General features: G+C 64.3%; 13 protein-coding genes and 1 pseudogene. 6 read left to right on the top strand and 8 right to left on the bottom strand.

What is annotated here, in order from left to right:
* From QZ656_RS18485 to QZ656_RS18475, 3 genes are all read left to right on the top strand, one after another.
* Window positions 1–661 (top strand): PEP-CTERM sorting domain-containing protein (locus QZ656_RS18485; RefSeq protein ID WP_291994759.1); only part of this gene is annotated, 661 nt, incomplete at its 5' end.
* Window positions 662–965: 304 nt separating this feature from the next.
* Window positions 966–1,310, top strand: coding sequence for a hypothetical protein (locus tag QZ656_RS18480; protein ID WP_291994758.1), 345 nt, complete (start codon window positions 966–968; stop codon window positions 1,308–1,310).
* Window positions 1,311–1,578: 268 nt separating this feature from the next.
* Window positions 1,579–2,409, top strand: a complete 831-nt coding sequence (locus QZ656_RS18475) for a c-type cytochrome (protein WP_291994757.1) — start codon at window positions 1,579–1,581, stop codon at window positions 2,407–2,409.
* Window positions 2,410–2,437: 28 nt separating this feature from the next.
* Here QZ656_RS18475 and QZ656_RS18470 read toward each other — a convergent pair whose 3' ends face one another.
* Window positions 2,438–3,649 carry a sodium:solute symporter gene (locus QZ656_RS18470; protein ID WP_366522200.1) on the bottom strand — a complete coding sequence of 404 codons (1,212 nt, stop codon included), beginning with the start codon at window positions 3,647–3,649 and terminating at the stop codon, window positions 2,438–2,440.
* A gap of 214 nt (window positions 3,650–3,863) precedes the next feature.
* The gene (locus QZ656_RS18465; RefSeq protein WP_291994756.1) at window positions 3,864–4,181 is read right to left on the bottom strand and encodes a hypothetical protein; all 318 of its coding nucleotides are present in this window, start codon (window positions 4,179–4,181) and stop codon (window positions 3,864–3,866) included.
* Between the two features lie 154 nt (window positions 4,182–4,335).
* Here QZ656_RS18465 and QZ656_RS18460 point away from each other — a divergent pair, with 154 nt between their 5' ends.
* On the top strand, window positions 4,336–4,911 hold the full coding sequence (locus QZ656_RS18460) for a VTT domain-containing protein (protein WP_291994755.1): 576 nt from the start codon (window positions 4,336–4,338) through the stop codon (window positions 4,909–4,911).
* Here QZ656_RS18460 and QZ656_RS18455 read toward each other — a convergent pair.
* From QZ656_RS18455 to QZ656_RS18440, 4 genes are read right to left on the bottom strand one after another with little or no spacing between them, the layout of a single operon-like run.
* On the bottom strand, window positions 4,908–5,891 hold the full coding sequence (locus tag QZ656_RS18455) for an alpha/beta fold hydrolase (protein WP_291994754.1): 984 nt from the start codon (window positions 5,889–5,891) through the stop codon (window positions 4,908–4,910). The genes QZ656_RS18460 and QZ656_RS18455 overlap by 4 nt on opposite strands.
* Window positions 5,892–5,913: 22 nt before the next feature.
* Window positions 5,914–7,524: a GMC family oxidoreductase gene (locus QZ656_RS18450; protein ID WP_291994753.1), complete on the bottom strand. Its 1,611-nt coding sequence runs from the start codon at window positions 7,522–7,524 to the stop codon at window positions 5,914–5,916.
* On the bottom strand, window positions 7,524–8,027 hold the full coding sequence (locus QZ656_RS18445) for a hypothetical protein (protein ID WP_291994752.1): 504 nt from the start codon (window positions 8,025–8,027) through the stop codon (window positions 7,524–7,526). Before QZ656_RS18445 ends, QZ656_RS18450 begins: the two co-directional genes overlap by 1 nt.
* Window positions 8,024–9,442 carry a coniferyl aldehyde dehydrogenase gene (locus QZ656_RS18440; RefSeq protein WP_291994751.1) on the bottom strand — a complete coding sequence of 473 codons (1,419 nt, stop codon included), beginning with the start codon at window positions 9,440–9,442 and terminating at the stop codon, window positions 8,024–8,026. Before QZ656_RS18440 ends, QZ656_RS18445 begins: the two co-directional genes overlap by 4 nt.
* A 155-nt stretch (window positions 9,443–9,597) precedes the next feature.
* Between QZ656_RS18440 and QZ656_RS18435 the strand changes: the two genes are divergently transcribed.
* Together QZ656_RS18435 and QZ656_RS18430 are read left to right on the top strand one after the other, a co-directional pair.
* On the top strand, window positions 9,598–10,332 hold the full coding sequence (locus tag QZ656_RS18435; RefSeq protein ID WP_291994750.1) for a hypothetical protein: 735 nt from the start codon (window positions 9,598–9,600) through the stop codon (window positions 10,330–10,332).
* 273 nt (window positions 10,333–10,605) lie between these two features.
* Window positions 10,606–12,429 carry a GGDEF domain-containing protein gene (locus QZ656_RS18430; RefSeq protein ID WP_291994760.1) on the top strand — a complete coding sequence of 608 codons (1,824 nt, stop codon included), beginning with the start codon at window positions 10,606–10,608 and terminating at the stop codon, window positions 12,427–12,429.
* Window positions 12,430–13,212: 783 nt separating this feature from the next.
* On the opposite strand, the gene QZ656_RS18425 is transcribed toward QZ656_RS18430, so the two are convergent.
* Both QZ656_RS18425 and QZ656_RS18420 read right to left on the bottom strand, forming a co-directional pair.
* Entirely contained in the window at window positions 13,213–15,435 is a 2,223-nt protein-coding gene (locus QZ656_RS18425; RefSeq protein WP_291994749.1) for a carboxy terminal-processing peptidase, read from the bottom strand.
* Window positions 15,436–15,598: 163 nt separating this feature from the next.
* A pseudogene (locus tag QZ656_RS18420) lies at window positions 15,599–15,844 on the bottom strand (hypothetical protein); the annotation flags it as partial.
* Window positions 15,845–15,975: the final 131 nt, after the last annotated feature.

Here is a 15,975-nt window from a genome sequence, read left to right as displayed (position 1 = left end):
GGTCGTCCTTGCCAGACAATCCGGGTGGGGAGTGGACCCGGGGCTGCGCTTCGATGGTGCGCCAACCTGGTCGGTCACCGCCGGCAATATCCAATCCTTGCAGCTCACCGGCTTCTTCTACGACGTGACTCGGGATTCGTCGCTGCTGGGGCCCATTCGCAGCGCGGACCTGTTGCAGGCCGCCGCCGCAGCGGTCACCGTCGGTCCGGACAGCTTTCCCACGGACGGCCTGCCCGATATCGCCCTGGGTTCCGCGCTGCAATTCGTTTTCGACGCCAGCGGCAAGTTCATCGACGGCAACCTCACCGGCGACTTGTTTGCGCGCATGGACTACTTCGGACTGCTGAATTTTTCAAGCCTGGCGTCCGGCTTCACATTTTCAGATCAGGACTCGATCCGGGTATACAACCTGATCGCTGTCGGCGCCAGCTCGGGAGGTGCTTACACGCTCGGCTCGCTGAGCGAGCGTTATGACCCGCCCGGGTATGGCCCTGGCGGCGGCAAGCTGCCCGCACCCGGCATAGCCGCCGTACCCGAGCCGGGCACGCTGCTACTGCTCGTCCTTGCTCTCGCCAGCCTCGGTTTTTTCGGCCGCCGCGAACAAACGTTGACGGTCATTGCCACAAGACCAGCAAGCGCTGCAGACCGACGATACCGGTAATTCAGTGGATAGCGGCGCTGCATACCGCTTGCTCCTGGCGCGGACAGAAGCGCAATCCCTCCTTCGCGAATTCCCTCGCGCACTGGTCGAACGGCTACGCCGCTCGTGGCTTCGGCTTTTCGATCGGCAATCGCGTCGGCCGCGGCCTGTTCCCCAGCCGCTGATAGACGCCAGAGACGCCGCGCAGAATGCAGATCACCGGCTTGGCCTTTTCGATCTCCTCGCCGTTGCGGTCGACGATCACCGCAGCGCGTGGCGGTCGCCCGCATCGCCGCTGCGCCCAGCCGCGGATCGGCTGAGCGCTTTGCAGCCGGCGAACGCTCTGCTCGTCGTCAAGCTGACGCATACGCTCGTCTGGGCGTTTTTTGCCGGCCTGATCGTCACCATTCCGCTGGCGTCAATTCAGGGCAAGCACGCGCTTGCCGCCTGGAGTGCGGCGGCTGTCGCTGGCGAGGTGCTCGTCCTGGCGGCGAACGGCTTTCGCTGTCCGCTGACGGCAATCGCCGCGCGCTACACCGACGACCGGCGCGACAACTTCGACATCTACCTGCCGCAGTGGCTGGCCCGGCACAACAAGCTCATTTTTGGCACGCTGTACCTTGCCGGCATGGCCTTTGCCGTCGTCCGCTGGGCGCTTGCTGGCGAGTAGCCGGCCGTAGATCGAGCTGACCAAGCTTGCGCCGAAGTGAGCGATCGAGCGGAGTTAATTCTGGCGCGTTCGTCGCCGTCACGATGGTGCCTGGCACGGCCTACACTTCCAGCCAGATCAGCAGGTACGCTTGGCGCCAAATCGGTCGATCATCGATTCTCGCTTATCATCGACGAAGCGAAGTCCCGGACCACGCGGTTTGCCGCCGCAAGCGCGGACCGCCAGCGCCGTCGGCGCACCGCTTCTTCAAACACTGGAGGACGCACGAATGAACAGACGAGCAGCATTGATCGCGGCATCGCTATTGATCGCCACTGGCCCGATTCCTCTAGCCGCTGCGGCCGACCCAACGAAGGCCTGGCCGTTCAAGGTACCCGACGAGACGAGCATTCCTGCCGGAGCGATGGGCGAGGCGATCGCGCTCGGACGCAAGGTCGTTACGCAAACGCAGACCTACGCCAAGGCCTACGTCGGCAACGGGCTCAATTGCTCGTCGTGCCATCTCACGGGTGGCACGGTCGCCTGGGCAGCGCCTTTTGTCGGCCTGTGGGGCGTCTTTCCCGAATACCGCTCGCGCAGCGCCAGCGTCAACGCGCTGCAGACGCGAATCAACGACTGCTTCCAACGTTCGATGAACGGCCAGGCTTTGCCGAACGATAGCCCCGAGATGCTCGGCGTCCTGTCGTACGTGTGGTGGCTGTCGCAAGGCGTGCCGACCGGCATGGACGTCGACGGGCGCGGCTTCAGGAAAATAACCGCGCCGGCGACGCCGGACAAGGCCAAGGGCAAGACGATCTACGCCGAGAAATGCGCGTCGTGCCACGGCGCCGAAGGCGGCGGCATCAATAACCCGGACGGCAGCTACCTGTTCCCGGCGCTGTGGGGCCCGCGGTCGTTCAACATCGGCGCCGGCATGGCGCGCTTGAATACCGCCGCCGCTTTCGTCAAAGCCAACATGCCCTTGGGCCAGGGTGGCACACTCAGCGATCAGGAGGCCTTCGACGTCGCCGCCTTCTTCACCACACAGCCGCGCCCCGACCTTGCCGGCAAGGAAGACGATTGGCGCCAGGGCGGAAAGCCGAAGGACGCGCGCTATTAGACCCGCGCCGCGAGCGCGCCGGCCAGCGTCAAGCCGGGTTGGCGCAGCCGCGCAGGCGGTGGCGGGGCAGCAACAGCGGCAGCAGGAACGCTGCCGAGCAGAGCAGCAGGCCGTAGAGATTGGTGCCGAGCAGGATCGCGTACTTGCCGTCGCCGATCGCCCAGCTGGCGGGGATCAGGCTGATCGCCTGCAGGACGCCGAGCAGCATGCCGGTCCAGAACGCGAGATGGAAGGACAGCGGTGAATAGCCGACCAGCTGCGAGAAGAGGAAGATCGGCGCCAGGCCGATGACCATCGTGCCGCTGATCGTCGTCGCCTTGAGGATGTCGGTGCCGGCGAGCATCGGCAGGTTGCCGAGCAGCGCAAAGACGATCATCGCCAGCGCGCCGACGCGCATCGCGCGCGGCAGGGGCGCGCGGCCGGCGAGCAGCGGCAGCTCGTAGGCAACCGACTTCGACAGCGACGAGAAGGTCGAGTCGAGCGTCGATGCCGCCGACGAGATCATCACTGCGATCATCGCCAGGAAGCCGGCGAAGCCGAGTCCACGCGCGACCTCGGCGGGGACGTTGCTGCCGGCGCTGATCGCTTCGAGACGGGCATGGACGCCAACCAGGCTGAAGGCGACGATGGCGACGAAGCCGAGGACACCGGCGACGACGAACGCACGCAACATGTTTTTTTCGTTCGAGATGAAGCCACGATCGGTCAGCACCGGGTCGTGGAAAGGATACGAGAGCACTTGCAGCAGCGCCACCAGCAGCAGGTCGACGCCGCCAGCCAGCGTGAAGCTGCCCTGGCTCAGCAGCTGCGCCGGCGCATGCGCCGGCAACACCAGCGCGACGACGACGCCGAGGAAAACGACAAAGACGACGGCCTGGACGACGTCGGTGAAGATCGAACTGCGCAAGCCACCCTTGAGGCTGTAGAACAGCACCACGGCGGTGAACAGCAGCGCCGCGCCGATGAAAGCCGCCGACCCGGCGTCGCCGTAATAGCCGCCGACGACGGCGGTGTTGCTCCACACTTCGTTGAACAGGCGGACGAGAATCGCCGCCGAGAACGCCAGCGCGGCGCCGCGTCCGTACTTGCCGATCAGGAAGGGGACCAGGCCGCTGGCGCCTTCGCGCGTCCGCAAGCGGTAGATCACCAGCCCGGCGACCGGGATCGACAGCCAGTAGGTGGCGTAGGCCAGGCCGCCGACGATGCCGTAGGTCGCGCCGAGGTTGGCGGCGTTGGTCACCGACTTGGCGAAGATCCAGCTGATGAAAAACGCTCATCATCAGGCCCACTCCGACGGCGGCCGGCCCTGTTCGTCGTGGCCGCGGAAGAAACCCGCGTCGTCGCGCGTACGCGGCGAGATCAGGTACATCAGGGCGCCGAAGACAGCAGGAAGCCCCAGAAAAACAGTCCCTGGAACTGGCTGAGGTCGTTGCTGGCGGTGCTCGCGTTCATCGTCATTCTTTCGGTTTGGAAGTTATGGATCGGCCGCAGCGCCTGGCGACGCCGCCGTGAGCACGGCGCACGGCGTCGGCGCGCCCAGGCATCGGCAAGCAGGGTGCGCCGGCGAGCGACGCGACGACGATCGCGAACGCCGCGACGATCATTTCGACGGCACGCCGGTAGGGCGCGTTAGCATGCGCGTGTTTGCCGACGCGTCGGCAGCAAGGCCAGCGGCGGAGCGGCGGCAGCAGCAGCGGCGATCGTCGCGCGGCGGCGCGCCGGCCGGCGTACGGCAGCTCGGCGCGAACGGGCAAAAACAGACGAGCGTACATGGGCTGACTCCTGCGCGGTATCGGGTTCGTGGAAATGGCACTGATATCGTCGTCAGGACCCGGCAAAGGCTTACACTGGCACCGAAAAAACGAGCATGAAACCGATCATTCCAGGCCTCTTCCCGACGATGAAAAGCGCTTGCCCGTCCGCTGCATGTTGAAGCTCACTAGCTTTCCGTACGCGCGGCTGTTGGCGGTGGCGCTGTTTCTCGGCGTGCTGTTTGCGGTCTTCGAGCTGTCCGGGCTGCGTGAGCATTTCAGCCTGGCTTTCCTGCGCGAGCGCTTCGCGCATAACCAGCTCAGCGGCGCGCTGATCTTCGTGCTGCTGTTCTCGCTCGGCAACCTGATCCAGATCCCCGGCTGGATCTTCCTCGCGGCGGCGGTGCTGGCGCTCGGCCGGCTGTCGGGCGGCGCGCTGACCTACGTCGCCGCGAGTACGTCTTGTGCGCTGACTTTCCTGAGCATCCGCCTGCTCGGCGGCGACGCCTTGCGGCAGTTGCCCGGCCGCTTCGCGGTTCGCTTGCTGGCGCAGCTCGACGCGCATCCGATCCGCAGCATCTTTTTCCTGCGCGTCGTTTTTCAGACGGTGCCGGCGCTCAACTACGCGCTGGCCTTGTCGGGCGTTCGCTTTCGCCAATACATGCTCGGCACGCTACTCGGGCTACCATTGCCGATCGCGCTGTATTGCCTCTTCTTCGACTTCCTGGCCGGCTTCTTGCACCTCAGTTAGCCTTCGGCCGCGGGCGTCGCTTCGCCGCCAGCCCCGGCGACGCCGCGCTCATCGAGCGCCGCCAGCAGCACCTGCACGACGCGTGGCGAGTAGAGCATCGCCAGATGCCCGACGCCGTCAATCGTCTCGCTCCTCGCGCCCGGCAATTCGAGCAGCGACGGCGGCATCACGAAGTTGTCCTGCGGGCTGTAGATGGCCAGCGTCGGCAGCGCCGGGCCGGGCTTGGCGAGCGCCTGCAGCCAGCGGCTGTGCGGCCGCATCTGACGGCCGTTCTCGCCGATTCCCAGGCGCGCCAGTTCGCTCCCCTGGTGCGGTGTGGCTAGCGTCAACAGCCGCGCTAGCCGCTTCTCGCCATAGCGCTGCAGATAGGCGCGTGCCACCAGCCCGCCCATGCTGTGGCCGACCAGGATCAGTCGCTCGGCGCCGGTCGTCGCCAGCACCGCGTCGATCCGCCGCGCCAGTGGCTCGACGTAGTTGTCGATGCTGGTGTAGATCGGCTCGAGGCTGATCGTCGCGACGCTCCAGCCGGCGGCTTCCAGCCGCGCCCGTAACCACCACCAGGCGGCGCGCGAACAACCGTAGCCATGCACCAGCAGGATCGGCGGCCGCTGCTCTGGCGCGTCGCTGCCCTCCCCCTGGCGCCGTTTGCCGCCGGCCGGCGACGGCAGGCGATCGTCGCCCATCCACCAGGCTTCGAAAGGCGAAAGGACCATGAAGGTGAACAACATCGCCGCGTACTCGCCAAGGACCATCATGATCGCCTGGCGCGGTGAAAGACGCCGTGCAGCATTCGGCGAACGATCGCGATACGCCCAGGCGTAGCCGTAGGTGACGGCGATCACCCCGGCACGCACGCCGAGCATCGCCAGCAGCGCCAGGAAGACCGCCGGTGCCAGCGACGCATCGGCGAAGTTCATGGTCAGGGCGGCGTAGAAAATGATTTCCAGGAGCAGGGAAAGGCGGAGCGCAAAGGCGAGCATGGGCGGTCTGGTCTCGATTCGTTCAGGGGGTGGCGGGCAATAATGGCTTGCCAGTCAGTTCGGCGGCCAGCAGACTGGCATTGCGGGCGATCAGGCCGTAAATCGACAGCTGCGGATTGACGCCCAGGCTGGTCGGGAAAAGCGAACCGTCGAGCACCGACATATTATCGAGCCAGAAATGCCGGCCACGGTGATCGACGACGCCACGATGCGGCGCGTCGGCCATGCCGCAACCGCCCATCACGTGCGCGCTGACCAGTCGGCACAGCAATGGCTTGAGCGGCAAGGCGGCGATCCCCTGGCGGGCCGCGTCCCAGGTCGTATAGCCCGGCGCGCTCTCGTGCACCGGGTTGACCCAGCGCGCGCCGGCGGCGAACTGGATTTCGGCCATCGCCAGCAGCGCCCGCCGCGCCGCTTCCCAGATCACCTCACCGAGCGGATAGTCGAGCACCGGCAGGCGATCGCTGCCGAGCCGCACCTGACCGCCGCGGCTCTCGGGATTGAAGCCATCGCGCAGCAGCGCCAGAATCACGTTAGCGCGGGTGAATTCGCGCATCAGGCGCGCGTGCGCCTCGCCGTAACCCTGCAGCGTCGTCGAGTAGAGCACCGGATGCAGTGGCGGCGTTTCGAGTTTGAAACCCAGCGGTCCGTCGATCGCCGCCTGGTGCAGGAAGTGATCGCTATAGATCGATTGCGGTGCGCCAGCGTAGGCGTCGACGCGCTCGGGCATCAGCGCCGACGAAATCACCACCGGGTGCAGGAAGGTGCGCTTGCCGAGCAGGCGGTAAGGGTCAGGGACGCTGCTCCGCAGCAGCAGCGCCGGGCTGCCGATGGCGCCAGCGGCGATAACGAAGTGGCTGGCGCGGATCTGCAACTGCCGCCCCGAGGGATGAATGCCGTCGGCCTGCAGCGCGCTGCAGTCGAGCGCCGAGACGCGGCTGCCGGCGAAGTGCAGGCGCTCGGCGCGCAAGCGCGTGTACAGGGTGGCGCCACGCTCGAGCGCTGCCGGAATCGTCGTCAGCAGCATCGACTGCTTGGCGTTGGTCGGGCAACCCATGCCGCAGTAGCCAAGGTTCCAGCAGCCCTTGACGTTGCGCTTGATGGCGCCAATCGAGAAGCCGAGTTTTTCGCCGCCGAGCGCCAGGACCTTGTTGTTGGCGTTCGGCGGCGTCTCCCAGGGGCGCACCCAGAGCTTCTGTTCCATTACTGCAAACCACGAACTCATCGAACTGGCGCTGAGTTCGTGCAAGCCGTAATGGCTTTGCCAGAAGTCGAAGACTTCCGCTGGCGTGCGGAAGCTGCTGGTCCAGTTCACCGTCGTCGAGCCACCGACGCAGCGTCCCTGCAGGATATTGATCGCCTTGTCGGCGGTCTTGCGCGCCGCCGACTCCTGGTACAGCTCGGGGTAGGCATCGCTCTCGCGCATCTTGAAGTCGGTCGACGAGCGCAACGGCCCCTCTTCGACGAGCACGACGCGCAAACCGGCGGCGCTGAGCAGGTCGGCGCTCACCCCGCCACCGGCGCCGGTGCCAACGATCAGCACGTCGGTGTCTATCACCTGGCTCTTGTCCAGCGTCGACGCGTCGATATGCTTCCAGCCGGCCGCCAGCCCGAGACGAATCGGATCGTCCATCAGAAATACCCCCGTGGTGGGCCCGGATAGGCAATCGCCGGCCAGCTGTCGGGACGCCCGTACCAGGCGCCGAAGCTCAGATCATGCAACGCGCCGTAGGCGCTCTGCAGCAGGCGCAGCCGACTCGCTCGCCAGGACTCGAGAAACTCGCTGACTTCGCCGACGCTGGCTTCGCGCCACGGCTTGCTGACACCAGCCAGCAGCAGCCTTGCCGGCGCCATCAGCAATAGCCCGAACAACTCGCCGAGCTCTTTCTGCGTCGCTGCAGAGAGCCCCGAGACCGCCGTCGCGACGCCGTCTACGGTCAGCGCGACGAGCCGCAGCCGTTCCGGATGGTCCTTCGGCAGCACCCCATCGAGCATCGCGTTGACCACCGCGGCGAGCATCTCGCGCTCGCCAGCGCTCAGCGCGCGCGGCCCGGCGGCGTTCAGCCAACCCGCGCACGACAGCAACACGCTGCCGGCCAGGCCAGTCTGGATGAAGCGCCGACGGCTGACGATCATCGCATGATGATCCGCGTCAGCCGCTCGAACAGCGCGCCGTAAGGCGGCTTGAAGAGGCCGATTCCCGACCAGCGTGATTGCCGGAAGACCGCCTTCCTTGCCGAGAAGGTCTGGAAGCCTTCGAAACCGTGATAGCAACCCATGCCGCTGGCGCCGACGCCGCCGAAGGGCAGATCGTCCTGCGCGATGTGCAGGATGGTGTCGTTGATCGTCACGCCACCGGAAACCGTTTCGTTGAGTACGCGGTCGATGTTGCCGCGATCGCTATCGAAGTAGTACAGCGCCAGCGGCCGTGGCCGGCTATTGACGAAGGCAATCGCCTCGTCGAGATGCTGGTAGGTCCGGATCGGCAACAGCGGCCCAAAGATCTCCTCCTGCATGACGCGCAGGTCGTCGCCAAGCTCGAGCAGCGCCAGTGGCGGCAGCCGGCGGGTCAGCGGATCGGCGACCGCGCCGGGCGCCAGGTCGACGATCCTGGCGCCACTCGCCCGGGCTTCGTCCACGTAGGCGCAGAGCCGTCTGAAATGACGCTGATCGACGATCGTCGAGTAGTCGTCGCTGTTGGCGATGCCCGGATAGCACTTGCCGACGACGCGGCGAGCGCGGGCGATGAAGGCCTGTTCCTGACCGGCCGGCAGCAGGACGTAATCCGGCGCGATGCACGTCTGGCCGGCGTTCAGGCACTTGCCGATGACGATGCGCTCGACGGCACGCGCGAAATGCGCCGTTGACGCCAGCCCGGGGCCGATGATCGCCGGCGACTTGCCGCCGAGTTCGAGCGTCACCGGCGTCAGGTTGTCGGCGGCGGCGCGCATCACGTGCTGGCCGACTGGCGTCGAGCCGGTAAAGAGCAGGTGATCGAAGGGCAGCCTGGCGAACGCCTGCGCGACGCTGGCGTCGCCCTCGACGACCGACACCTCGTCCTCGGCGAAGTGCTTGCCGACCAGCTCGGCGAGCAGCGCCGCGCTATGCGGCGACATCTCGGACATCTTGAGCAACGCGCGATTACCGGCGGCAAGCGCTGCGGCGAGCGGCGCGATGGCGAGAAAGATCGGGTAGTTCCAGGGGACGATGATGCCCACCGCACCGAGCGGCTGGTAGCGCACTTCGGCGCGCCCGGGCTGGAACCACAGCGACACCGAGCGCGCTTGCGGACGCATCCAGCGGCGCAGGTGTCGGCGCGCGTGGCGGATCGCTTCGTAACTGGGAAAAAGCTCCAGCAAGCGCGTTTCGGCCGGTGAGCGATGGCCGAAGTCACGGCTGACCGCGTCGACGATCGCCGGCGCGTTGTCGCGCAGCAAGCGATCAAGCGCCACCAGGCGGCGCTCGCGGAGCGCCGCGTGCGGATTCGGATCGCACCGCACGGCGTGCTGCTGGCGGGCAAAGCGCTCGGCCAGCGAGTCGGGATGAAGCATCTTTTTCTCCTTCCTGAGTCACGAGTGATCTTTCGCGGAGTGTTTTGTCCAGGGCAGTGTATGCCGCGCGCCCGCTTGCCGTTAGGCGAAGCCCTCTAAACGAAGTCCAGCGCGCGAGGCATAATCCCCGACAGATTCGGGGAAAACTCATTGCCATGGACGATACGACCAGCTCGATCGAAAAACAGCAGCACGTCAAAGCACTGCGTCGGCACCTGCAAGCCGCCAGGTGCCTGCGGGCGCGAGTCAATTTCGACCCGCCGGCGGCGCGCCAGCGGCTGCTGCTCCGCGAATGGCAGGCGACCAGACTGACGCGAACGCACGCCGACCTGCTCGCCAGCCCGCGCTTCGGTCGCGCCGCGCAGTTCTTCATTTCGGATCTCTACGGGCCCAAGGACTTTAGCAGCCGCGACGAAGAAGTCGAGCGCATCCTGCCCTTGCTGATCAAGATGCTGCCGGCGTCGGCGCTGCGCACCGTCGCGCTGGCCGTCGAGCTCGACGCGCTGACCGAGCAGCTCGACGCGGCGATGGTCGCCGAACTGCGCCGCGCCGGCGAGATCGAATTCCTCGACGAAGACGCCTACGCCGCGGCCTACCGCGCCGTCGGCTACCGGGCCGAGCGGCAACGCCAGATCGTGCTGATCGGCGAGACCGGACAAGCACTCGACAAGCTCGCACGAAAGCCGGTGCTGAGCGGCCTGCTCAAGCTGATGCGCCGGCCGGCGCAGCTCGCCGGCATGGGCGATCTGCACGAATTTCTCGAACGCGGCTTCAATGCCTTTCGCGCAATGGGTTCCGCGACCGACTTCCTGGCGTCGATCGAGCGCCGGGAACAGCAGCTGCTGAACAATCTATTCACCGACGCGGCCAAGCCATTCGCGCTCTGCTAGTCAATCAAAACAAATCAGATGAAGGCGGGTGCGAGCTAGCGGAAGAAGTCGCCCGGCTTGCTCAAAATAAGGTGCTCAACGCTTTGCCGAAGCAGGGATGGCGGCACCTCGACGAACTGCTGCCACCGCTGAAGCACCGCCGCCGCTCCGTTCTCCTCGCCTTTTGCCGACCCCGCTCCATTTGTACAGGATTCATGTAATTGCCCTGCGCGAGCACGCCGTTTCGCTCAATCGAGATGCCGCCTGCCGTATACTCGGGATTCAGGATTGGCGGTGGTCCTGCATTTCCAGAAGGAAAGCGTCGTGATTCGGAGTCTCAGCATCTTGTATCGGAACGAGAATGATCTAGCCGGACTCCCACAAGAAATTCTCGCGCACGCTCCCGGCAAGATGCTCATCCAGGTGTTTTCTGGCGTTCTGGACGATGACCGGATCGAGCGATTGCTGGACGAACTAAAACCCCGCTTCCCGGGCGCCGCCATTCTCGGTACGACAACCGCGGGAGAGGTTTTCGAAGGGCGCTCACTCGACCATTCTGTTGTTCTCAATATCAGCTGTTTTGAACATTCCACGGTGCGCTCGTCGCTGGCCACGCAGAACGACGATCTGCCCGAGGCCGGACGCCTGTTGGGAATCAATCTCAAGCAGCCCGACACCAGGGTCGTGGTTGCCTTCAGCTGCGGCATCAAGGACAAACGAACCGTTTTGGCGCAACCGCTGCTCGAAGCACTTCGCCAACAACTACCCGAGGCCACCATCGCCGGCGGACAGGCGGCCGATAACGGTAGGGGCACCCGGACTCTGGTTTTTACCGACCAGGGAATCACCGACCAGGGCGTGGCCGCCGTTTCGATCGCCGGTGCGGACTTGATTGCCAATAACGCCTACACGCTCAGTTGGGTGCCCATCGGCAAGACGCTGACCATCACCCGCGCTGAAGGACCCAGGGTCTTCGCAATCGACGGCCAGACGCCCTACGATATCTACAGTTACTACTTGGGCCAGGAAGTAGCGGACGGCCTGCCACTATCGGCGGCGGAATTTTCCCTGATGATCGAGCGCGACGGGGTTCTGATGGCCATCCACGCCACGGGAGTCAACGCCGATGGCTCCGTCGACTACATCCAGAATTTCACCGCCGGCGAACAACTCCGCTTCGGCCACTGCCACGCCGGGCTCGTCGGCCTTGGCGCGCAAAGACTCTGCGAGGAATTGAGCGCGCAGCCGGCCGAGACGGCCTTCGTCTACTCCTGCGTATCGCGCAAATGGATCCTGGGCGCCGATGTACTCGTCGAACTCGCTCCCGTCAACAGTGTGGCCCCTTCGACGGGCTTTTTCTCCTACGGCGAATTTTTCGGCCGCCCCTACGAGAAGCCCCGCTTGCTGAGTCAGACCTTGACCGTCCTCTGTCTCGCGGAAGGCAAGGGCCACCGCAAGCGCGATGAGATTATCGACGACCAGCCAGAAGCGGTGAACGCGGCGTCCCGGCAATTCAAAAGCATGCGCGTGCTGCACCGGCTGGTGGAAACCACCGCCAGGGACGTCGAAACCATGAATCAGGAACTCGCCGGCCTGGCCCGCAAGGATTTCCTGACCGGTCTTGCCAACCGCCGGCTGTTCGACGACCGGCTGGCGCTGGAAATCAAGCGTGTCGCGCGCGCGGGCAAGCTGCTGTCGCTCATCATGCTCGACGTGGACCACTTCAAGAACTACAACGACACCTATGGCCACGTCATGGGAGATAATTGCCTGCGCGCTGTCGGCGAGGTCCTCAAGGACGTCGCCCAGCGATCGTCGGACCTGGCGGCAAGATACGGCGGCGAGGAATTCGCGGTCATCCTTCCCGATATCCCGCACGAGGGAGCCATGCGCCTGGCCGACACGATCAGGCTGGCCATCGAACTGCTGGATATACGGCACAGCGCCTCAGCCACCTCGCAGCGGGTGACGGCCAGTTTTGGCGTCGTCACGGTCTCTCTCGACAAGCGCTCGGACTCGGACGGCATCGTAGCGCTTGCCGACAAGCAGCTCTATCTCGCCAAGAAGGGCGGCCGCAACCAGGTGCTCGGTCTGAATCAGAGCGTATCGCCGAGCTGAGATTTGTTGGCCGGGACCTCGTCGCGCCCGCCAGGGGCAGCCAATGCCGAATACTTTGCTGAACGGCGTGAGCGCGTCCACAGGCACGCCGGCAGGTGAAGGCCAAGCCGGGATCATCCCGCTGAAGTTCGGAGCTGCGAAGTCAAGGCTCAGAGCTGCGAAGTCAAAGCTCGGAGCTGCGAAGTCAAAGCTCGGAGCTGCGACGTCAAGGCTCAGAGCTTCGAAGTCAAGGCTCCGAGCTTCGAAGTCAAGGCTCGGAGCTGCGAAGTCAAAGCTCGGAGCTTCGAAATCAAGCAGAGCTTCGAAGTCAAGGCTCAGAGCTTCGACTTCAAGGCTCGGAGCTTCGAAGTCAAAGCTCGGAGCTTCGAAATCAAGGCTCAGAGCTTCGAAGTCAAGGCTCGGAGCTTCGACTTCAAGGCTCAGAGCTTCGAAGTCAAGGCTCAGAGCTTCGACTTCAAGGCTCAGAGCTTCGAAGTCAAGGCTCAGAGCTTCGAAGTCAAAGCTCAGAGCTGCGAAATCAAGGCTCAGAGCTTCGAGCTTGCGATTCTGAGCCATGAACGTGAGGCGGCGAGCCCAGGTTCCTGTTTAGCACTGTTTAAGAGCGAAGCTGAAATTGCTTTGTTCTATTCCAGGCGCCTCAACGAAAGGCCGGTCGGCAAACAATCACCGCGTTTTTTCTTCTCCAGCGTTTGACGGCGGCTTAAAAATGGCGATGCCATTTTGCGCGGCTGAAAACCGCTGGCGGCCGCTAGCAACGCCAGTTCACGCGCCGCTTGGACGGTTTCACCGAATGGTCGCTGGCGCGCGTTCGGACTGGCGATTCTGACCGGGAATTATCGAGGAATCCGCCTTGTGGCGTGCCGCCACCCTGTTTTCGCGCGGCAGCAATCCCACCTCATCACCAAGGATCCGGGCGGCCTCCTCCAGCAGAATATCCTTGGCGTTCTTGCGCGCTTTCTCCGCCGCCAGTTCATTGCCGAGATCGCGTTCATCCGCCTGCAGGCCATCGTCCCGGGATGACGATCTGTTGCCCGCATTGCCGGCCTCGCCGCGAGCGTCGGAGCCGGCACTCTTGCCGTCGCCTCGCAATTTCTCTCGCAAGGCGATCCTGGCCTCTTGCGTGTCACGCTCCTGGCGCCTTTCCGCCTCGTTCAAGGAGATTGAATTCCTCTTGCGAAGGCGACCCAGTTCGGCCACATCCTCCTTCAGAAACTGATAGTCCTGCATGAATTTGACACGCGCCTCATGGCGCATTTTCAAGGCCGGCACCAGCGCTTTCGGATTGCCTTGTCGGGCATAATCCGTAGCCGGGATTTTTACCCAGGGGAGCGCGTTCTCAAGGCTTGATTCCCCGGAGTTGTCCTCGTCCGCAAACGACGGCAAGCTGATGTCCGGCTCGACGCCCCGGAGTTGCGTGGTGCCGCCAGTGACCCGGAAGAACTGGGCAATGGTCATTTTCAATTCGCCGAGCTCCGGAGTCTTGTCTTTGACGAAGCGATTGAGATTGACCATCGTTTGCACGGTGCCTTTACCGAAACTTCGCTCACCAATCACCAGGCCACGGCCATAGTCTTGAATTGCCGCGGCAAAGATCTCGGATGCCGACGCCGAACGCCGGTTTATCAGAACAGCCAAGGGTCCGTTCCAGGCAAGGACGGCATCGGCGGCCCTGGCCACGGTGACGCCACCTTTGGCATCGCGCTGTTGTACCACTGGCCCGGCGCCAATAAACAGACCCGACAGCTCGACCGCCTCGGCCAACGAGCCACCGCCATTGTTGCGCAGATCCACCAGGACGCCGTCGACCTTGTCGGCCTTCAATTCATCCAGCAGGCGAGCGACATCGCGAGTCGCGCTCTTGTAGTCCGCGGCGCCTCTTCCGCGCGCCTCAAAATCGGCATAGAAGGTCGGCAGCGATATCACCCCGATGCGCTGAGTCGTCTTTCCATCAGCCACCGAGATCACCGACTTTTTGGCCGCTTGCTGTTCCAGCGTTATCTTCTTCCGGGTGATGGAAACCACCTTGTGCTTGCCATCGGGGCCGCCATCGACGGGAAGTATGTCGAGCACCACGACGCTGTCGGACTCGCCGCGAATCAGCGCCACGGCGTCGTCCATGCGCCAGCCGACGATGTCGGTCATGGCTCCTTTCTTGCCCTGCGCGACACCGACGATGCGATCGCCGGGCTTCAATTGCTCGGAGAGTTGCGCCGGGCCACCCGGAACAAGCTCGCGAATCACCGTATAGTCGTCCTTTTGGGTCAGCACGGCACCGATCCCTACCAGCGAAAGCCGCATCGCAATCTCAAACTCCTCGGCGGCCCTGGGCCCCATATAGTCGGTATGAGGTTCAATGGCCGTCGCGTAGGCATTCATGAACAGTTGGAAAGCGTCTTCGCTCTTGGTCCGGCCAACTCGCTGCAGGGAATTTTCATAGCGCTTGTCGAGCGTCTCGACAATGCTCTTGTCGTCGCGGCCGGCCAGTTTGAGTCGCAACCAGTCGTTCTTGACGCGCGCACGCCAGAGCTCATTGATCTCTTTTCCGGACTTCGCCCAGGCCGCTTTTTCTCGACCATAGTCATAGCGTTCCTTCTCGCTAAAATCGAAGCCGCCGGCAAGCAAACTGCGGGCGTAAGTGAAACGCTCGAAGACGCGTCGCGTATAGAGATTGAAGACGGCAAAGGGAAGGCCAAGGTTTTCGGCATAGATTGCGTCATCAAACTTGGTGCGCGCCACTTTGAGTTGATCGATGTCGCCCTGGACAAAGAAGAGCTTCTCGCTGTCGAGCAATTTCAGGTAGCGCTCGGCGATTTTTTCCGACAGGGCGTCATCCAGAGGGACTGCCCTGTAGTGGTATCGCGTCAGCAGCTCCGCCGACAGGCGTGCCGCTTTTGACTGTTCCGGCAGCGGCTGCAAGGGCGGAGCCGCTAGCGTCGCCAGGTCGGACGAGGCGGCCTGCGCGCCGACAACCGTCAAGAACACTATCCACAACAGTATCTTTTTCATTGCTGTCCTGCCTCGTTGAGCCGCCGACTTCAGTGACTTGGAGAAGGTTTGCTGCACCGACCTTGCGGAAGCGAACGGAATGGCGGCCACGCGTGTCGGGAGCTCGCCATACTAGCGAAGAATCGCCCGATAGATCGGGCGATAACAGCGGCGCGTTCGTTCATCAGCCGTCGCGGGCGCCAAGGAGCGGACGGGGCTGGCGCGCCCAGTTCCGCAGTTCATGACGATTCCGAAAAGACTCCAGCGCGGCCGGATTGGCTAGAGCCTCGGCCTTTTTCACCGCCCTGCCATGGACCACGTAGCAGCGCGCGAGTTCGCCGATCTTACCGCTCTTGCTGCGCGGCGTGTCGGCGACCTGCAGCACGCGCGCCGGCAGCTGCCGCGGCGCGGCGTTCTGGCGGACCCGCTTCGCCGCATCAACGCCGCCCTGGGGAGCGAAGAGATGGACCTGCGCGTGGAAGTCGAGCCAGCGCGAGCGCGCTCGTCTTCGGCTGCCAGCCCTTGAGCTTCCGATGACTTTGCTGCCGCTCGCCGTTTGTG

The organism is Candidatus Accumulibacter sp. ACC003, from assembly GCF_907163085.1.
In the GTDB taxonomy this organism is placed as follows: Bacteria; Pseudomonadota; Gammaproteobacteria; order Burkholderiales; family Rhodocyclaceae; genus Accumulibacter.
Note: the sequence above shows the minus strand (reverse complement) of the source record. Positions and strands in the feature narration are given on the sequence as shown.